We start from the raw sequence: 17,244 nt of genomic DNA, 5'->3' as shown, positions 1-17,244 counted from the left end.
CGCTATACGAGTGGTCCAGCACACCGCGTGATCGGCTATCTGCTCGATGACACGGTGCCTGTGGTGATGGGAGGACGGCGCGAGCACATCGTCCGCGATCCGGCCCCCGAGCTCCTGCGTGGCGATCCCCGCGTCGTCGCCCGGACCATCGATGCGCTGGAGACCAAGCGGCGCTACCGATGCGCGACACTCAGCTTTGCGAGAGATGATGTCGATATCGAGAAGTGGCGGCGACGGGACCCTGAGGCTGTCCGCAGGATCGACGCTGCGATCGAGCTATGGAGGGAAACGGCCTTCGCTGGGATCGTCCCCAACGCGCGCCCGCCCATGATTGTGAGCACGCATCTTCACGTCGGTCGGCTAGAGGTGAACCTCCTCGTCCCGAGCTGCGTGATGGTTCCGACGCCCATGGATCGGCGCGTCCCTCGGGCGTATAACCCCCACCCGCCTCTGTCCGCGAGCCGGGCGCTATGGACGGCATACGAGGATGCGGTGAACGGCGCGTTCGGTTGGCGAGACCCTCGCGATCCTGGGAACCTCTCACCGGTCCGTGGCCCGTCTTGGCTCGAGAAGAGGGCGGCGGCGCTCGATCGCTGGATCGAAGCTCGCGTTGACGAGGAGGGCGACGGGACCGGGGATACACCTGATCCGAAACCTGCGGCAGGACTCGATCAAGAAGACCCGCGGGTCCGGTTGCTCCGCGCGACCAAGTCCATTGCCCGGGGCGGTGCGACAAGTCGGGACGCTCTCCTATCTGGTCTCGATCCGACCTTAACCGATCTCGGCTGGCTGGTCGACGAGGTGCGTGACGACGCCTTCGTACTCGCTCCCCAAGACGGCGTCCCCCCGGTGTCGCTCATGCTCCATGGGGCGCTTTGCGAGGCGTCCCCGACACCACCCTGTCCTGTGGCGATCGCCGCGCGGGAGCAGGTCCTCGCCACCGCGCCGGATCGCCTGGCCGCCGCCTGGCGGATGCGTGCGGAGGACAACCTCCGACTATACGGTTCGTCCGTCGCGCGCGTCGACCGCAGTTTCGACCCGCGGCCGATCCTGCGCGTTCCGGCTACGCCTATTCTCTCGGCTGGCCTTGCGCTGTGCCGCATCGCCAAGACGCTGCTTGATCGGATCGCCGGGATTGCCGGACGGGTAGCCGTGCGCGACGCGCTGACCGGGTGGGCGGCCCAAGGCGGCTTCGCGGACGTGCGTCGCGCCTTCGCCGATCTTGCAGGCACGCCGCCGATCGTCCTGCGGCAGGCCACGGGGTCCGAAACGCAAGTTCTTCACGTGGCCGCTGACGACGATGCACCCGCACCCTGACGGGGCATCCTCTTCTGCCCCCGAACTAGACACCATCCGAGAAAGGGTTCCCCCACCATGACCGACGTCGCCCCCGCTGCTTCCGCGCAAGACGCGCTCCACGCCGACGTCCGCCGTCTCCTCGACGCCGTCGAGACACTCCTCGCCCGAAGCGATCGCCCCGTCGCGGAGCCCATCGAGCAGATGCTCGCGGACCTCTCCGCGATCCGATGCGACCTCATCGCCTGCGCCGCCGCGATGACGCAGGTGGCGGATGCCGTTCGGATCCTCGCTGAGCGGCCGGACCCGGGCGCGGAGATCGCGCGGCTAGATGCGCGGTTGGACCGGGGTGTCTGAGGACCGGAAGATCGACGGGCGACGGTGACCGGCCTCTACGGTCGCGCGGTGGCGTCTTCCCGAGCAGGGTCGGTCTCCATCATTAGCTGGAGGCGATCGTCGAGGGCCGCAGCGTCGGGCCATTCGTCCTGAGTGGCTGCCCATGTTCCGAGGTCGCAGAGGATGTTCACGGAGGGGCAGGGCAAGGTGCGTAGGTCGACCGCGTTGATCTGTGTCGTCCCGCTGAGCGACCGGACATGCGCGTCGACCAAGGTCGTTCCGAGATACGCGGTCAGGCCGAGGGCCAAGGCCTCCGGAAGGCCGCCTCGGTCTATGTGGAGGACGTTGAATTTGTCCTGAACTGAAATCCGCGCGGTTCCCGCCGGCAGGTCTTCTGGACGGAGAAGGGCCGGCATCACCCGTCGAGCGCCTTCTTTGAACGCGTAGCGGCGCACAAGGATGTAGTTGCCCACCGGGTAGGCCAGGTGGCTCGGCGCGTCGATCGACAGCGCCTCTTCGTCGCCTCCGTCCGCGTGAGGCCATTCGATTCCGACGCCGACGTGGTGCCGCGTGTGCAGGAGCGGGCGGGTCTTCCCTGAGCCACCCGATCGGAGGTGATTGATCACGCGTGACCGGATGACGGGACCGGTCGAGACCGACACGCCGAAGTCGGAGAGCGTCAGGTCGAACCCAGGTCGAGCGTCCAGCGGGACGTCTGCATCGTGACTGGGAATGCGGATGCGGCACTGCGGGTCGCCTGGGCGAAGGAGAGCGAACGGGCGGTGCTCGGTCTGGGCGAAGTCGGACATCGAGTCGTCGGTCGAGGTGGAGACCGTCACGCAACCTTGATAGGCGCCGCGCCGGAGGTGCACGATGACGATCTCCTGCAACACGTCGTCGTCCCCGAAGACCGTGTTCCGGCTTCCGTAGAGGTGGACATGGGTGAGGGCGGCTCTGTCGATAAGCCATTGCCGGAACGCGGCATGCGTCGGCCCGGCGAGGAACGACCTCGGCAGGATCGCCACCAACTCGCCCCCGGGCACCAAGCGATTGAGTGCGAGCGCCACGAAGGCGGTGTACGTGTTCGACACGTCGATCCCGGCCTGCCGGAGCGCCATCCGGACGTTCTGCTTGGTCGATATGCGTCGATACGGCGGATTTAGGACCGCATGCGTGTAGGTCATACGGTCGAGCTTCCTGCCATCGAGGCCCCAGCGCAGGAAGCAGTCGCCGACGTACCTCACCCTTGCGCCCCTCCGCCGTGCCGACGCGAGCACACCGGAGAGGGGCCCCAGCATATCGGGGTCGGTCTCGACCGCATCCGCAGCCTCGACCCGTCCGAACCGCTCAAGCACGGCCGCGAGCAAAGCGCCCGCGCCGGCCCCGGCGTCGAGCAGCCGGACCAGATCATTCGGCTTTTCGAAGAGGGACGCCGCGAAATGGGCCGTCGCGGATGAGGTGAGAAACTGGCCGAGGGCCTTCTTGGATGCGCGGTCCACATTCGCGTGTCGCGTAAGGCGAAACCGCTCTGGTCGACTGACGACGGAAGCGGGACGCGGCGGCCCCGGGAAGCGGGGCAGCATCGCGAGGAAGGCTGGATCGAAGGTCAGTGTCGTGTAGCCGGTGGCGGGGGCAGGGGCAGGGGCGGGCATGTGTCTCTCGTGGATCTGTGGTCTGTCCACATCTCCACCTATGCCACTTGAGTAGGTGGAGATACGCCACGGGCGGCCCGGGTCGGCGGTTCATGTGGATAAGTCCGGATCAACGGTGATGGAGGCACTGAACAGGGCCCTCCATCGAAGTTCGGGCCCGCATCTATCGCCCGCTGACCATTCGGGCGGGGCGTTTCATTTCTCACCCGTGGGACGCCGACCTCGTCGATTGCCGGGTGCTCTCGCTGGAGGCGATCTATCGTTCCGCATGGGTCTTGACCCTCTCCGCCGTTCGTTCCGAAAGGCGGAGACCACCCTGCTGGAACCGTCGAAGCGTTCCACGAGACCGTCCCGGATGGGTGCACTTGAAGAAACGTGGTTCAAGCGTCCGCTTCCGCAATGCTCCGCAGCATCGGGCAATCGGTTCGACCTTCGGCACAGTTGGCCGTCAGCTCCGTGAGCGCGGCCTCCATGTGGCGCAGGTGCTCGATCTTGCCGCGAACCTCCGCGAGATGCCTGCGCCCCAGCTCCTCGGCGGTGCCGCAGGACGCGGGCTCGGTCGCGAGGGAGCGTAACGCGACCGACGCCTCTATCGAGAACCCCAGGTCGCGGCACCGCTTGATGAACCGGAGCGCCGCGATCCCGGCCTCCGAATAGACCCGCCGCCCGGCGGCCGTGCGGGCGGGCTTCGCCACGATGCCCGCCCGTTCGTAGTAGCGGATTGCTTCGATGGACACGCCGCTCAGACGGGACGCCTCGCCGATCGCGACCATGTGATCCCCTTTGCGCTTGCTTCTGTAGCCACTACAGGTGGCAGAAGGTCTCCCATGTTGTCGAGAACCGAAAGCCCGCCAAGCACCGACCGAGACCCGAGCCGCATCGTGCTCGGCGCGGCGGGCGTGATCGCCCTTCTGAGCGCGTCGTGCTGCGTGCTGCCCATCGGCCTGTCGATCCTCGGGCTGGGGGGATCGTGGCTCTTGATGCTCGGCCCCTTCGTCGCCTATCGCATCCCGATCCTGCTTGCGGTCGCCGCGGTCCTCGCATGGGGCTGGTGGCGCATCTGGTCCCGGCGGCAGTGCGGCGCGGGACGCATGGGTGCCCCCGTCTTCCTCGCATTCGCCACGGCAGCCTTCGCCTTGGCCGCCAGCGCGCCGCTCTGGGAGGCCGACGCGGCGCGGACGATGTTTGCACTCTGGCGGGAGCACGGATGATGGACAGGCTCCTCGCACTCGGGCTCGGCGGTCTAGGACTGGCCGCGCTCTGCTGCTTCACGCCCCTCCTGCCGTGGCTCCTCGGCATCCTCGGGCTCAGCGGCGCCCTCGGATACGTCTACCGCGACGACGTCCTCCTGGCGGTGCTGGCCGGTTTCCTGATCCTAACGGGGTATGCCTTATGGCGACGCAGACGAACGAAGTGACGCTCCGGTCCACCATTACCTGTCCCCAATGCGGGCACGCAGCCGACGAGACCATGCCGACCGATGCGTGCCAGTGGTTCTACGAATGCGCGTCCTGCGCGGCGGTCCTCAGACCGAAGCCGGGCGACTGCTGTGTCTACTGCTCGTATGGGACGGTTGCCTGCCCCCCGATCCAAGAGGGCAACGAGTGCTGCGGGTAGCCGCCCCGCCCCCACTCACCTCTCCCGCAGGTCGGCCCGCGCATCGCGGATGATCGACCAGGACGAGTGGAGGAACAGTCCGGCGATGGCGAGGGCTACGATCAGGTCGGGCCACGCGCTGCCCAACCACCAGACGAGGCCCGCCGCGACCACGACGGCCGCGTTGCCGATGGCGTCGTTGCGCGAGAAGAGCCAGACGGCGCGCATGTTGGCGTCGCCCTTTCGGAAGCGCAGGAGCGGCAGGACGGCCGCGACGTTCACCGCGAGGGCGATCAGCCCGAAGAGCCCCATCAGCCCCGCCTCGGGGGGCGTGCCGGCGAAGGCCCGCCAGACCGTCGTGGCGATCACGCCGAGGCCCAGCACACCGAGGAACACGCCCTGGATCATCGCCGAGCGGGCGCGCCAGGCGAGGCTCCAGCCAATGGCCAGCAGACCGAGGAAGGTGATCGCCCCGTCGCCGATGAAGTCGAGCGCGTCGGCGAGGAGGGCCTGCGATCCGGCCCAGAAGCCGCCCACCATCTCGACCACGCCGTAGCCGAGGTTCAGGACCACGACGATCCACAGCGCGCGGCGGTAGGCGGGGTCCTGATGGGCGGGCGCGGCGTCCTCGCCCTCGGCGATACGCTCGAAGCCGTAGCCCGTCGCGCTCACGGCGGCCTCGATGGCGGGCAGGTCGGCCTCGGACGCGCGGAGCGTCATGACATGGGTGGCGGCCGAAACCTTCACGGCGTCCGATGCGACCCCGGCGCCCTGGGCGGCCCGCTCGATCTGCGCGGCGTCCTTGGCGCAGTCCATGCCGGACACGCGGTAACGGACGGGTGGGAGCGCCGGAGCTTCCGCGGTAGGATGAGGAGACGGATCGCTCATGGTCGGGGCTCGCGGAGGGAACGGGAATGACGCTCGACGTATCATCACCCGCTGATGCGTCGAAGGCAATCGCCCGAACCGGAGCCGATGCCCTGCATCTGCGCGCCAAGCTCTTCCGAGGCCTGGGCGACCCGAGCCGCCTCGCGATCCTCGCCGCGCTCGATCCGGCCCCTCGCACCGTGGGCGAGATCGTCGCCGCCACGGGCCTGACCCAGCCGAACGCGTCGAACCACCTGCGCTGCCTGTCCGAATGCGGCCTCGTCCTGCGCAAGGCGAAGGGGCGGCACGCGCTCTATCGCCTCGCCGATCCGCGCGTGTCCACGCTCCTGCGAGACGCGGACGCCCTGCTGGCGGCGGTCGCGACCGGCGTGCCGGACTGCGCGCACTACGCAGAGGGCGACCCGGAGCCGCGCTGATCCGTCAATGCTCGCCCTCGCAGGCACCGTGGTCGGCGAGGGCGTTCAGAACCCGGCAGGGCCGTCCGTCGGGGTGGCCGTCGCAGGCGGCCACGACCCGCGCCAGCTCCGCCTCCAGCCGCCGCAGCCGCTCGATACGATCCCGAACCTCACCGAGGCGGTCCGTCGCGATCCGGTGCGCGTCGCCATGGGCGACCTGGGGCGTCTCCTGCAACGCGATCAGCTCGGCGACGGCATCGAGGTCGAAGCCGAGCTGCCGGGCATGGGCGATGAAGGACAGCCGGTCCAACTCCGCGTCCCCGTAGCGGCGCTGTCCGCCCTCCGTGCGGCCAGGATCGGGCAAGAGGCCGCGTCCTTCGTAGTACCGGATCGTCGTCACCTTCACGCCCGTCCGCTTCGACAGCGCGCCGATGGAATTGCCCTGCATCGCGATCGCCCCTTGAAGCTACAGCCGCTGTAGATCGTATCCCCCATGATGACGAGACGAATCAAGAGCGCCGCCATGACCGACCGCCACCTCCGCCGCACCGACCTGCTGGACTTCGACGCGCCTGCGATCCGCGCGCTTGTCGCAGCGCGGGGCTGGGCCGCCCTGCCGCCCTTCGAGCGCATCGGCGCGGCCTACGACTTCGCGCGCGACGACATCGCGTTCGGCTACAACCGCGACGACGCGATCCCGGCCTCGGCGGTGCTTCGGGACGGCTATGGGCAGTGCAACACCAAGGCGACGCTGCTCATGGCCCTGCTGCGCGGCTTGGGCATTCCCTGCCGCCTGCACGGGTTCACGATCCACAAGGCGCTTCAGCGCGGCGTGGTGCCCGAGATCGCCTACCGCCTCGCGCCCGAGAACATCCTACATTCCTGGGTGGAGGTGGAGCGGGACGGGATATGGACGAACCTCGAAGGGTTCATCCTCGACGCGCCGTTCCTGTCCGCGCTCCAGACCGCGTTCGCCGGCCGCACGTCGCTCTGCGCCTACGGGGTAGGGACGGACTGCCTGACCGATCCGCCGGTCGCCTGGACGGGCAACGACACCTACATCCAGCGCACCGGGATCAATCGCGACCTCGGGCTCTACGACGACCCGGACGCCTTCTATGCCGAGCATGCCCAAGAGTTCGGGCTCGTGCGCGGCATCCTCTATCGCCGCGCGATCCGTCACTGGATGAACGCCCGCGTCGCCGGCATCCGCCGAGGGCGGGTGCCGGCCATCCCCGGCGGCGTGCGTCCTGCGCCCCCGGCGGACGTGGCCCCTCGGGCAGAGGCGGGTTGATGGGGGCCGGACACGATCACGCGCACGACCATGGACATGGGCACGCGGGCCATTCCCACGGACCGACCCTCTCGACCCACGACACGCCCGAAGCGCGGCGCTCGAAGGAGCGCGCGATCCTCGTCGCCGCGATCCTGACGGGCGGCTTCATGGGGGCGGAGGTGGTGGGTGGGCTCGTCTCGGGCTCGCTCGCGCTCTTGGCCGACGCGGGCCACATGCTGACCGACTTCGCCTCGCTCATGCTGGCCTGGTTCGCCTTCCGGCTGGCACGCAGACCCGCGGACTGGAAGCGGACCTACGGGTTCGATCGGTTCTCTGTGCTCGCTGCCTTCGTCAACGGGCTCAGCCTCTTCGCGATTGCCGCATGGATCCTTGTCGAGGCCGTCCAGCGCCTGCGCGATCCGCACGAGGTTCTCGGCGGACTGATGCTCTGGGTGGCCGTAGGTGGCCTCGTCGTGAACGTCCTGGCGTTCTGGGTGCTGAGCCGGGCCGAGGGCGACAACCTCAACGTCCGCGCCGCTGCGCTGCACGTGCTGGGCGACCTCTTGGGCTCGGTCGCGGCCATCGCCGCCTCGCTCGTCATCATCTGGACGGGATGGACGCCGATCGACCCGATCCTGTCGGTGCTGGTCGTCCTGCTGATCCTCCGCTCGGCTTGGGCCGTCGTGGGGGAGAGCGGGCACATCCTGCTCGAAGGCGCGCCCGCCGGCTTCGACGCCCGCGCCGTCGCTGCCGACCTGGAGGCGCAGGTGCCCGGCGTTGCGCGCGCCCACCACGTCCACGCCTGGTCGATCACGCAGGAACGCCCCATGGCCACGCTGGAGGTTGACCTCGCGCCCGGCGCGGCAGCGGACGACGTGCGCCGCGCCGTGAAGGACCGCGTGCGCGAGACGACCGGAATGGAGCACGTGACCGTCGAGGTAGCGGCGGGCGCGGCGCAGGACGGGTGAGGGCGGGTCGTCCTATCCAAGACCCCGTCGCCGCCCCAATTCCCGATAGAGCGCGGGCGACGAGACCCCAATCCAATCGGCGACGCCCACCCATCCGCCTGCGTCGGGCGCGCCGTGGAGATCGAGATAGGCGTCGAGCCGGTCCGACAGTCGGCGCAGGCGCATCACCTCGATGCGCGCACGTAGGCCCTGGACCTCGCGCGCGGCCTGGGCCAGCGCGGCCGCGGCGGGGGAGGCGCCGAGCCACGCGTGGATCGCGCCCACCGGGCGGCTGGCGACGCGGACCTCGGTTTCGCAGATCGCATCGCAATGCGTCGTCTCCGAGAAGAGCGAGGCGAGCGCGACCACGTCCCCCGGTCCCGCCGTGTGCAGGTCCAGCGAACCGCCATCTTCGAGCGCACGGCGCAGGATTACCCGGCCCTCACGGACGAGGAACAGGTCCCGCACCGGATCGCCGCGGTGGAACAGCGCCGATCCGGGGCACAGGACGCGCTCGCTGGCAACGGCGAAGGCATTGATCCAGACATCGGACATGATCCGGATCATGTCCCATCGACCCGACCTCGTGCAATCGAATGGTCACCACAACCAGTCGAAAGTCCTCCCATGCCTGTGATATCTCGCATCCTGCCACTCGTCCTGCTCAGCGCCGCTCTCCCCGCCTCCGCGCAGCACGCCGTCGATCACGCTCCGTCCCCCTATGCGGGCGAGCAGACGCGCGAGATTGCGTCCCTATCCGACGAAGACTTGGCGGAGTTGGCCAGGGGCGGAGGCTGGGGGCTCGCACGGTCAGCCGAGTTGAACGGCGTGCCCGGCCCGGCGCACCTTCTGGAACTGGCGCACGAAATCGGTCTCGATGCGGAGCAGCAAGCGGCCATCGAGGCGATTCGGGACGAGATGAGGGCGGGCGCGATCACCGCGGGCGAGCGGTTCGTCGAGGCCGAGCGCGCCCTGGACGCGGCCTTCACCGATGGCTTTCCGGATGCGGCCACGCTCGCCGGGCTCGTCGCCGAGGCGGGGGAGGCGCGGGCGAGCCTTCGACTCGTCCATCTGTCGGCGCATCTGCGCACGATGCCGCTTCTCACGCAGGACCAGATTGCGCGATATGCCGTCCTGCGCGGTTATGCCGATGACCCGTGCGACAGCGTCCCCGAGGGCCACGACGCGACGATGTGGCGGCGCCATAACGGCTGTAGCTGAGGGCGGGGGGTCCGGGCACCAGGGACCGGTTGTCGAACGATCATACCCCCTGTAGGTATGGGGCCATGCTCCGTGTCCTGCTCTCCCTCTTGCTGGCCGTCACCGTGATCGGTGCCGGGGCCGCGTCGGCTGGCCACGGGCTCGCGCATGACGCGCCCCAGGTCGCGCACGACATGCAGGATATGGACGCGGACCATGCGACCGCGCTTGCGGACTGCTGCGATGCGACCCAGGTCAAGGTCGGCGGATCGTGCTTCGTGGATGTCGTCCCGTCGGAAATGCTCGTCCTCGACCGGGGAACGTTCTCCGAGCGGATGACCCTGCCGCCCCATCTGCGTGCCTCCGCTGGTGTCGGCCCGAACGTCCCGACCGGTCCTCCAAAGGTCTGAGCCGTTCGCCCCCCTCCGGGGCTTCGCGCTCAACCTGATGATAAAGGACCAGATCCATGACCACCCGTCGAACCTTGCTCGCGCTGTCTGCCGCGAGCCTCGCCGCCGCGACCCTTCCGGCCCGCGCGGCCACCCCGATGCACGTCCACACCGCGCCGTCCTGCGGCTGCTGCCACGCCTGGGCCGACCTCGCCCGCGCGCGGGGCCATGCCGTCACGATCTCCGAACTCGTGGACCCCGAGGAGGAGAAGACCGCGCTCGGCGTGCCGCTGGAGCTGGCCTCCTGCCACACGGTGGAGGCCGGGGGCTACGTCTTCGAGGGCCACGTCCCGTTCGAGGCGTTGGAGGCCGTGCTGCGCGACCGTCCGGACATCGTCGGGCTCGCCGTACCGGGGATGCCCATGGGCTCGCCCGGCATGGGCGACGATCCGGCCGCGCGCTACGACGTGATCGCCTTCGGCGGCGCGGCGGGCGCGGGGCGGGTCTTCTACCGCGCCGGGACGGCCCAGCCCTTCGCGGGCTGAGATGCGCCGTCTCGCATTGGCCGGGGCCGGCGGCCTCGCGCTTGCCGGTCTCCTCGGGGTGGTCGTCCTACGACCCGCCGGAGCGGAGGCCGTGCGTCTTGTGCCGGACGACGCCGAGGTCGTCGCCCTGGGCGCGCAGGTCTACGCGGCCGAATGCGCCGCCTGCCACGGCGCCGCGCTGGAGGGGCAGCCCGACTGGCGCAGCCCCGGCCCGGACGGCCTGCTGCCCGCGCCGCCGCACGACGCATCGGGGCATACGTGGCACCACGACGACGCGACGCTCTTCGCCCTGACGAAGCACGGGCTGGCGGGCCTGATGGACGACGCGCCGCCCTCGGGCATGCCCGCCTATGACGGGGTGCTGACGGACGCCGAGATCGTCGCCGTGCTGTCCTACATCAAGTCGACCTGGCCCGCGGACGTGCGGGCCCGGCATGACGCCATCAACGAAAGGGCCCGGCCATGACCGCGCCCGGAGGAGAGACCATGATCCGATCTACCCTTCTCGCCATGTCGATGGCTCTCCTGGCCGCCGCGGCCTCCGCCCACAGCAAGACCGACGGCACGACCCCCGCCGACGGCGCGACCGTCGCCGAGGTGCCGATGCTGCACATGGTTTTCGACGCGCCCATGCGCGTGATCGCGGCCACGCTGACCGAGGGCGGCGCGGATGTCGCCATCGAGCGTGGGACGGGCATGGAGCCGACTTTGGAGTTCCACGCCGTGCCCGCAGCGCCGCTCTCCCCCGGCACCTACCGGCTCGACTGGCGCGGGATGGCGGAGGACGGCCATCCGATGCAGGGCGGCTTCGGCTTCACGGTCTCCGAATGACCGGCGCGTGACGGGCCTCGCTCCAATCGACGGGCTGGCGCTGCTGGCCATCGCGGCGAAGGCCGCGGGCTACGCCGCGGCGCTGCTGGCGATGGGGGGCGTGCTGTTCGACGCGGCCTTCCGGCGGCTGGCGGACCCGGCGGTGCTGCGCTTGGCCCGGCGGCTCGCGGCGGGCGCGGCGGTGGCGGGCCTCGCGGTGCTGGCGGCGCGCTTCGGCATCCGCGCGGCGCGCATCTCCGGCATGGGGCTGGAGGGGGCGACCGACCCGACGATGCTGGGCTTCGTCTGGCAGAGTCCACTGGGCACGGCCGCGATCTGGCGCGGAGTGGGGGAGGCGGCGATCCTCGCGGTCCTGCTGCCGGGCGCGGGGCTCTGGGTCGCGGTCGGAGGGGCGGTCGCAGTCGGCGCCTCCTATGCGCAGGTGGGGCACACGCTGGGCGACCCGCGCGCGGCGCTGGCCGGGCTGCTGGTCCTGCACCTTCTCGCCGTCGCCTTCTGGGTGGGCGCGCTCGCGCCCCTGCGCCGAGCGGCGCAGGCGCCGGACGGAGCGGCGCTGCTACATCGGTTCGGCGTCGTGGCGGCGGGCGTCGTCGCTCTCCTCGCTGCCGCCGGGATCGCGCTCGCCTGGCTGCTCTCCGGCTCGCTCCTGGCCCTTCTCGGGACCGCCTATGGCTGGGGCCTTCTCGCCAAGGTGGCCGTGGTCGCCGCGCTCCTCGGCCTCGCCGCGCTAAACAAGTGGCGGCTCGTGCCCGCGCTTGCGGCGGGCGCGCCCGGCGCCCCGGCCGCCCTGCGCCGCTCCATAGCGGTCGAGGGCGCGGCGGTCTTTCTCATCTTTCTCGCCACGGCGGCGATCACCACCGTCACGACCCCGCCGGTCAAACTCTGAACCCCGGAGCCCGCCATGCCTCTCACCCGACGAACGCTCCTCGCCTCCGCCTCCGCGGCCCTCGCGCTGCGGCCGGGCCCGATGCGCGCCCAGGACGCGATGCCCGAGCTGCGCGCCGCGCCCGCTCTGGCCCAACTCGCGCCCGAGGGCTACGGCGCCACGCCCGTCTGGACCTATGGCGGCGCCGTCCCCGGCCCGGAGATCCGCGTCCACGCGGGCGAGCGCGTCCGCCGCCGCTTCGTCAACGGCCTGCCGCAGGACAGCGCCGTGCACTGGCACGGCATCCGCATCGCCAACGCGATGGACGGCGCGGCCGGCGTGACGCAGGACCCGGTGCCGCCGGGCGGCACCTTCGACTACGACTTCGTCGCCCCCGATCCCGGCACCTACTGGTATCACGCCCATGCCCGGTCCTGGGAGCAGGTCGCGCGCGGGCTGGCGGGCCCGCTGATCGTGGAGGAGGTCGAACCCTGGCTCGGGCAGGAAGGGACCGCGACCCGCGAGGTCACGCTGATGCTGGCCGACTGGCGCCTTCAGGAGAACGGCACGCTGCACGAGGAGAGCTTCGGCGACCTGCACGATTGGTCCCACGGCGGGCGGCTCGGGAACACGGTCACCATCAACGGTCGGAGTGACGCCGCCATCTCGGTGCGCGCAGGCGAGCGGCTGCGGCTGCGCATCATCAACGCCGCCACGGCGCGGATCATGCCGCTGCGCCTGGAGGGCCACGCCGCCACGCTGATCGCGCTCGACGGGCATCCCGTCGCACCCCGGCCAGCGGAAGAGATCGTCCTCGCCCCGGCGCAGCGCGCGGACGTCGTGATCGACTGCACGGGCGCGCCCGGATCGCGCGCGCAGGTCCTGCTGGACGCGGGACGGGGCGAATGGGTGGGGATCGGCTCGCTGGCCTACGGCCCGGAGGCCGCGCTGCCCCTGTCCGGCGTCCCGGTCCGCCCCCTGCCGATGACGATGGATCACGCGCTCGATCTGGAGAATGTACAGGACGAGGATCTGTTGATGGAGGGCGGGGCCATGGGCGGCCTGCGCACTGCCCGCTTGAACGGCGTTGACCGCGACTTCCGTCAGCTCGTCGCCGCGCGGCGCGTCTGGGCCTTCAACGGCGTGGCGGGCGACATGGACCAGCCCGCCTTCCAAGTGCCGCTCGGCCGGACGGTGCGCCTGACGCTGCGCAACGACACGGCCTGGGCGCACGGCATCCATCTGCACGGGCACCATTTCGAGGTGCTCTCGCGCGGCGGACGGACCGACCCGCACCGCGACCGGCGCGATACCGTGCTGGTGATGCCGGACGAGCCCGTGGAGATCGCCTTCGTCGCAGACAACCCCGGCCGGTGGCTCCTGCACTGCCACATGCTCGGGCATCAGGCGTCGGGGATGCTGAGCTGGTTCGAGGTGGGCTGAGCGCCTAGCCTCGTGCCTTGTCCAGCAGCTCCAGCAGCTCGGTGAACTTCTCTCGCTGCTGCGCGGGATCGCCCGAGGCCACCGCGTCCTCGATGCAATGCGCGGCGTGGTCGTCGATCACGAGCTTCTCGACGCCCTTCAGCGCCGCGCGGATGGCGGCGATCTGCGTGAGGATGTCCACGCAGTAGCGGTCCTTCTCGACCATCCGGGCCACCCCCCGGACCTGGCCTTCGAGGCGTCTGAGGCGCTTGAGCGTGGCGTCGCGGTTCCCGTGCATGGCCATCCTTAGACCGCGCGACCTCGGAGATGTCGACCGAAACGCGGAACATCCGGGCCGCGGCAGTTGTTCGCATACCCTGCAGGGGTATATGGATCAGACATGGCAGACGAACAGAAGTCCCACGGAAATTATGGCCGCTTCGCCGCGATGATCGCGACCTCGACGGTCGTGATGTACGGCCTGATGTACCTGAACACCTACGCGCTCGACCACGTGTTCTTCAGCCAGACGCGCCTGTGGATGGCCGGCTACATGGGCGCAATGATGGCGGTGATCATGCTGTCCTTCATGCTGGGCATGTATTCGAGCCGCCGCATCAACGTCGCCATCTTCGCGGGCGCCGCTGTCGCCTTCGGCGCATTCCTCTACCTTGTGCGCAGCCAGGATACCGTCGGCGACGTCGCCTGGATGAAGGCGATGATCCCGCACCATTCCATCGCCATCCTGACCTCCGAGCGGGCGAACCTCTCGGACCCGCGCGTGCGCGCGCTGGCCGACGCCATCATCGAGGCGCAGCGTGCCGAGATCGCCGAGATGAAGCGGTACATCGCAGACATCGAGGCGACCGGCGATGCGCCCGCCGGCACCCCCCGGACCGAACCCTGAGACAAAGGAGACCCTCATGCCGAAGGACACCCGAGACGTCGCCGACGTGACGACCGATCCCGCCGCCTCCGCGACCGGCAAGACGGCCGTCCTCTACCGCATGGCGCTGCCCGACCATCTCTGCCCGGCGGGGCAGAAATCCCGCTGGCTGCTGGAGCGGAAGGGCTACGAGGTCGACGACCGCCTGTTCCGCGAGCGCCCCGAGGTCGATGCCTTCAAGGAAGACTACGACGTCCCCACCACGCCCCAGATCTGGATCGAGGGTGAGCGTATCGGCGGTTATCAGGCGCTGCGCCAGAAGCTCACCGGCTATGACCCCGATGCGACGACCTACCGCCCGGTGATCTACCTCTTCGCCGTGGCGGCCGCGACGGCGCTCGCCCTGTCCATCGGCTTTCTCGGCGCGGTCACGTGGCAGACGCTCGGCTGGTTCATCTCCGTCTCGATGATCCTGCTCGGGATGCAGAAGCTGCGCGACATCGAGAGCTTTACCTCCATGTTCCTGAACTACGACGTTCTGGCGCGGAGATGGGTACCCTACGCCTACGTCTATCCGTGGGTGGAGACCGGGGCCGGTATCCTGATGACGGGGATGCTGCTGACCTGGCTCGCTGCCCCGGCGGCCCTCTTCATCGCGAGCGTCGGGGCCTGGAGCGTGTTCAAGGCCGTCTATCTCGACAAGCGCGAGCTGAAATGCGCTTGCGTGGGCGGCGGCTCCAACGTGCCCCTGGGCTTCGTGTCGCTGACCGAGAACCTGATGATGATGGGCATGGCGGTCGTCATGCTGATTCGACTGATCGCGTGATGCAGGCGAAATCGCATCGGCGCCTCCTCCTGCTGGGTCTAGCACTCGGCGGGGGGTACCTCGTCGCCGGCCGCGCGCTTCCCACCCTGCCGTGGTTCGCGGCAAACCTCGAGTTCGAGGACATAGACCAGCCTGCCGGCTTCCGCCGCATCCGTGCGGGCGAGACCTCGACCGGCGGCTTCGATCCCTTCGCGGGTATCGACAGCGCCGGTCCTGCGGAGCCCGCGCCCTCCGCCGTCTCGGCCGTCCGCCAGGACATCTGCAACGCGCTCTTCGAGGGATGGACGCCCGGCTCAGGCACCGTGCCGATCGCGTCCTTCTCGGACTACAACTGCCCCATCTGCCGCATCACGACGCGGCGGATCGCCGGGGCCGCGCCAGTGCAGGATGGAACGGCACGGGTCACATGGCACGAGCTGCCGATCCTCGGAGAGACCTCCGTCCTGGCCGCCAAGGCCGCCCTCGCGGCGGATAATCAAGGGGTCTACGCGGCCTTCCAGGACCGTCTTCTGCGAAGCGCCTTCCAGCCGACGGACGGCTACATCGACGCGCTCGCGAACGACCTCGACCTGGATCGCGACCGCCTGGCCAGCGACATGCAAAGCCCCGACATCGAAGCCCGGATCGACCGCAGCCTCGCGCTCCGCGACATCTTCGGCTTCCGCGGGACGCCCGCCATCCTCGTCGGCCGCACCGTGGTCGAAGGCGACATCGGGGAGGCGACGCTGTCGCGCCTGATTGAGCTGGAACGCGAGGCAGGACCTCCGCCTGTGTGCTAGCTCATGGAAGCGGCGGACGACGCAGTTGGAGTCGCGTTTTCTTTGAGGAACAGTTCCAAACGTATGGTCACGAGACAGCCGTGATCTGTTTCGAGAGGGTCGGTTCCGCCTCCGTCCGTCGATGAGACCCATCCTGAACGGCCAAGAGCGCGTCCACGATGTGCAGGTCGGGGACGCGTTCGGGGTCATTCCGGTCAGGTCTCATCGGGTGACGCTGACCGGACCGACCCCTGCGAAACAGATCGCACCCGTCTCCCGACCATGGCCGTGGCACAGACCCTCATGTTTCTCTAACACGCCAGATGTGGATACTGTATCCACAAAGAATGAATTGGTTTGAATGCATCGACGGTCACACTTGTGGGAACCCCTGTCGGCTCGTTGTCTCAGGCGCGCCAGAACTCGAAGGGCAGTCTCTTGCAGAGCAGCGCTTGGACTTCCTCAAGAAGCACGACTGGGTCCGGAAGGGACTCATGTTCGAACCGCGCGGGCATGATGCGATGTCCGGGGTCATTCTCAGGCCGCCCATGCGAGATGACTGCGACGTAGGGTTTCTCTTCATCGAGGTGAGCGGCTGCTTGCCTATGTGCGGCCATGATACGATCGCGGCGACGACATACGTGATCGAGCGGCAACTCGTCACTCCGCGAGTGCCAGGCGTGCTCTCGATCGAGACGCCGGCGGGAAGGGTGGATGCTGCATACGACCTCGTCGACGGACGCGTCGAGCAGGTTTGCTTCCGCAACGTCGCCTCGTATCTCCATAAGGCGGGCGTGGCGGTGGATGTGCCGAACTTGGGTACGGTAACGTTGGACGTATCCTATGGTGGCAACTTCTACGCAATCGTTGAGCCTCAGGCGACTTGGTCCGGGCTCGACGATTGGCCGCCATCGCGGTTGTTAACCGTCAGTGACGCCGTCCGTACGGCAGCGCAGGACGCAGTGCAGCCGATTCATCCTGAGGACGAGCGCATCCGCGGCGTGTCGCACGTCATGTGGTGCGATGAAGTGAAGCGCCCCGAGTTTCTCGGAGGCTTCTGACTGTGAGAGGATGGAGCCATGGGGAAGACATCGAAGAGATACGCGCCTGAGGTGCGCGAACGGGCGGTTCGAATG

25 protein-coding genes are annotated in these 17,244 nt (G+C 69.2%); 19 read left to right on the top strand and 6 right to left on the bottom strand.

The window, feature by feature from the left end; translation table 11 throughout:
• Positions 1 to 27 precede the first annotated feature (27 nt).
• Both JQC91_RS17805 and JQC91_RS17800 read left to right on the top strand, forming a co-directional pair.
• The gene (locus JQC91_RS17805) at positions 28 to 1,317 is read left to right on the top strand and encodes a hypothetical protein (RefSeq protein WP_203288982.1); all 1,290 of its coding nucleotides are present in this window, start codon (positions 28 to 30) and stop codon (positions 1,315 to 1,317) included.
• Between the two features lie 57 nt (positions 1,318 to 1,374).
• Positions 1,375 to 1,653, top strand: a complete 279-nt coding sequence (locus JQC91_RS17800) for a hypothetical protein (protein WP_203288980.1) — start codon at positions 1,375 to 1,377, stop codon at positions 1,651 to 1,653.
• A gap of 35 nt (positions 1,654 to 1,688) precedes the next feature.
• Here JQC91_RS17800 and JQC91_RS17795 read toward each other — a convergent pair whose 3' ends face one another.
• Positions 1,689 to 3,284, bottom strand: coding sequence for an Eco57I restriction-modification methylase domain-containing protein (locus tag JQC91_RS17795; RefSeq protein WP_203288978.1), 1,596 nt, complete (start codon positions 3,282 to 3,284; stop codon positions 1,689 to 1,691).
• A gap of 380 nt (positions 3,285 to 3,664) precedes the next feature.
• The gene (locus tag JQC91_RS17790; protein WP_203288976.1) at positions 3,665 to 4,057 is read right to left on the bottom strand and encodes a MerR family transcriptional regulator; all 393 of its coding nucleotides are present in this window, start codon (positions 4,055 to 4,057) and stop codon (positions 3,665 to 3,667) included.
• A gap of 54 nt (positions 4,058 to 4,111) precedes the next feature.
• Here JQC91_RS17790 and JQC91_RS17785 point away from each other — a divergent pair, with 54 nt between their 5' ends.
• Genes JQC91_RS17785 through JQC91_RS18065 form a run of 3 tightly spaced genes read left to right on the top strand, consistent with a single transcriptional unit; the run spans position 4,112 to position 4,901 of the window.
• A complete protein-coding gene (locus JQC91_RS17785; RefSeq protein WP_203288974.1) occupies positions 4,112 to 4,495 on the top strand; it encodes a hypothetical protein in 384 nt (127 codons plus the stop codon).
• Complete coding sequence (gene merF / locus JQC91_RS17780) at positions 4,492 to 4,701, top strand: mercury resistance system transport protein MerF (RefSeq protein ID WP_203288973.1); 210 nt, start codon at positions 4,492 to 4,494, stop codon at positions 4,699 to 4,701. The genes JQC91_RS17785 and merF overlap by 4 nt, the downstream gene beginning before the upstream one ends.
• Positions 4,677 to 4,901 carry a GDCCVxC domain-containing (seleno)protein gene (locus tag JQC91_RS18065; RefSeq protein WP_238941691.1) on the top strand — a complete coding sequence of 75 codons (225 nt, stop codon included), beginning with the start codon at positions 4,677 to 4,679 and terminating at the stop codon, positions 4,899 to 4,901. Before merF ends, JQC91_RS18065 begins: the two co-directional genes overlap by 25 nt.
• Before the next feature lie 15 nt (positions 4,902 to 4,916).
• Here JQC91_RS18065 and JQC91_RS17775 read toward each other — a convergent pair whose 3' ends face one another.
• Positions 4,917 to 5,768, bottom strand: coding sequence for a cation diffusion facilitator family transporter (locus tag JQC91_RS17775; protein ID WP_275297036.1), 852 nt, complete (start codon positions 5,766 to 5,768; stop codon positions 4,917 to 4,919).
• A 26-nt stretch (positions 5,769 to 5,794) separates the two neighbouring features.
• Between JQC91_RS17775 and JQC91_RS17770 the strand changes: the two genes are divergently transcribed.
• Positions 5,795 to 6,184 carry a metalloregulator ArsR/SmtB family transcription factor gene (locus JQC91_RS17770; RefSeq protein WP_203288971.1) on the top strand — a complete coding sequence of 130 codons (390 nt, stop codon included), beginning with the start codon at positions 5,795 to 5,797 and terminating at the stop codon, positions 6,182 to 6,184.
• A gap of 4 nt (positions 6,185 to 6,188) precedes the next feature.
• Here JQC91_RS17770 and JQC91_RS17765 read toward each other — a convergent pair whose 3' ends face one another.
• The gene (locus JQC91_RS17765; RefSeq protein ID WP_203288970.1) at positions 6,189 to 6,611 is read right to left on the bottom strand and encodes a helix-turn-helix domain-containing protein; all 423 of its coding nucleotides are present in this window, start codon (positions 6,609 to 6,611) and stop codon (positions 6,189 to 6,191) included.
• A gap of 75 nt (positions 6,612 to 6,686) precedes the next feature.
• Here JQC91_RS17765 and JQC91_RS17760 point away from each other — a divergent pair, with 75 nt between their 5' ends.
• Both JQC91_RS17760 and JQC91_RS17755 read left to right on the top strand, forming a co-directional pair.
• Positions 6,687 to 7,457 (top strand): transglutaminase family protein, encoded by a 771-nt coding sequence (locus JQC91_RS17760; RefSeq protein ID WP_203288969.1) that lies wholly within the window; start codon positions 6,687 to 6,689, stop codon positions 7,455 to 7,457.
• A complete protein-coding gene (locus JQC91_RS17755; RefSeq protein ID WP_203288968.1) occupies positions 7,457 to 8,407 on the top strand; it encodes a cation diffusion facilitator family transporter in 951 nt (316 codons plus the stop codon). The genes JQC91_RS17760 and JQC91_RS17755 overlap by 1 nt, the downstream gene beginning before the upstream one ends.
• Before the next feature lie 12 nt (positions 8,408 to 8,419).
• Here the strand turns inward: JQC91_RS17755 and JQC91_RS17750 are convergent, their stop codons facing one another.
• Positions 8,420 to 8,953: a Crp/Fnr family transcriptional regulator gene (locus tag JQC91_RS17750; RefSeq protein WP_203288967.1), complete on the bottom strand. Its 534-nt coding sequence runs from the start codon at positions 8,951 to 8,953 to the stop codon at positions 8,420 to 8,422.
• A 60-nt stretch (positions 8,954 to 9,013) separates the two neighbouring features.
• Between JQC91_RS17750 and JQC91_RS17745 the strand changes: the two genes are divergently transcribed.
• The 7 genes from JQC91_RS17745 (at position 9,014) to JQC91_RS17715 (ending at position 13,659) form a co-directional block, all read left to right on the top strand.
• Positions 9,014 to 9,607: a hypothetical protein gene (locus JQC91_RS17745; RefSeq protein ID WP_203288966.1), complete on the top strand. Its 594-nt coding sequence runs from the start codon at positions 9,014 to 9,016 to the stop codon at positions 9,605 to 9,607.
• 65 nt (positions 9,608 to 9,672) lie between these two features.
• Positions 9,673 to 9,996 (top strand): hypothetical protein, encoded by a 324-nt coding sequence (locus JQC91_RS17740; protein WP_203288965.1) that lies wholly within the window; start codon positions 9,673 to 9,675, stop codon positions 9,994 to 9,996.
• 56 nt (positions 9,997 to 10,052) lie between these two features.
• The gene (locus JQC91_RS17735; protein WP_203288964.1) at positions 10,053 to 10,520 is read left to right on the top strand and encodes a DUF411 domain-containing protein; all 468 of its coding nucleotides are present in this window, start codon (positions 10,053 to 10,055) and stop codon (positions 10,518 to 10,520) included.
• A 91-nt stretch (positions 10,521 to 10,611) separates the two neighbouring features.
• A complete protein-coding gene (locus JQC91_RS17730) occupies positions 10,612 to 10,986 on the top strand; it encodes a cytochrome c (protein WP_343070014.1) in 375 nt (124 codons plus the stop codon).
• Between the two features lie 20 nt (positions 10,987 to 11,006).
• The gene (locus JQC91_RS17725; protein ID WP_203288961.1) at positions 11,007 to 11,351 is read left to right on the top strand and encodes a copper resistance CopC family protein; all 345 of its coding nucleotides are present in this window, start codon (positions 11,007 to 11,009) and stop codon (positions 11,349 to 11,351) included.
• Positions 11,352 to 11,358: 7 nt separating this feature from the next.
• A complete protein-coding gene (locus JQC91_RS17720; RefSeq protein ID WP_203288960.1) occupies positions 11,359 to 12,237 on the top strand; it encodes a CopD family protein in 879 nt (292 codons plus the stop codon).
• Positions 12,238 to 12,252: 15 nt separating this feature from the next.
• Positions 12,253 to 13,659, top strand: coding sequence for a multicopper oxidase family protein (locus JQC91_RS17715; protein WP_203288959.1), 1,407 nt, complete (start codon positions 12,253 to 12,255; stop codon positions 13,657 to 13,659).
• A 4-nt stretch (positions 13,660 to 13,663) separates the two neighbouring features.
• Here JQC91_RS17715 and JQC91_RS17710 read toward each other — a convergent pair whose 3' ends face one another.
• Positions 13,664 to 13,936: a metal-sensitive transcriptional regulator gene (locus JQC91_RS17710; protein ID WP_238941689.1), complete on the bottom strand. Its 273-nt coding sequence runs from the start codon at positions 13,934 to 13,936 to the stop codon at positions 13,664 to 13,666.
• A gap of 102 nt (positions 13,937 to 14,038) precedes the next feature.
• On the opposite strand from JQC91_RS17710, the gene JQC91_RS17705 reads away from it, so the two are divergent.
• The 4 genes from JQC91_RS17705 (at position 14,039) to JQC91_RS17690 (ending at position 17,169) form a co-directional block, all read left to right on the top strand.
• Positions 14,039 to 14,545 carry a DUF305 domain-containing protein gene (locus tag JQC91_RS17705; protein WP_238941687.1) on the top strand — a complete coding sequence of 169 codons (507 nt, stop codon included), beginning with the start codon at positions 14,039 to 14,041 and terminating at the stop codon, positions 14,543 to 14,545.
• A 16-nt stretch (positions 14,546 to 14,561) separates the two neighbouring features.
• Positions 14,562 to 15,350 (top strand): MauE/DoxX family redox-associated membrane protein, encoded by a 789-nt coding sequence (locus JQC91_RS17700; RefSeq protein WP_203288957.1) that lies wholly within the window; start codon positions 14,562 to 14,564, stop codon positions 15,348 to 15,350.
• Positions 15,350 to 16,129: a thioredoxin domain-containing protein gene (locus tag JQC91_RS17695; protein ID WP_203288956.1), complete on the top strand. Its 780-nt coding sequence runs from the start codon at positions 15,350 to 15,352 to the stop codon at positions 16,127 to 16,129. Before JQC91_RS17700 ends, JQC91_RS17695 begins: the two co-directional genes overlap by 1 nt.
• 302 nt (positions 16,130 to 16,431) lie before the next feature.
• The gene (locus JQC91_RS17690) at positions 16,432 to 17,169 is read left to right on the top strand and encodes a proline racemase family protein (protein WP_343070012.1); all 738 of its coding nucleotides are present in this window, start codon (positions 16,432 to 16,434) and stop codon (positions 17,167 to 17,169) included.
• Positions 17,170 to 17,244: the final 75 nt, after the last annotated feature.

It is taken from the genome of Jannaschia sp. Os4 (assembly GCF_016820245.1).
In the GTDB taxonomy this organism is placed as follows: domain Bacteria; phylum Pseudomonadota; class Alphaproteobacteria; order Rhodobacterales; family Rhodobacteraceae; genus Jannaschia.
The sequence above is the reverse complement of the archived record's forward strand: the minus strand, read 5'-3'. Positions and strand labels throughout refer to the sequence as shown.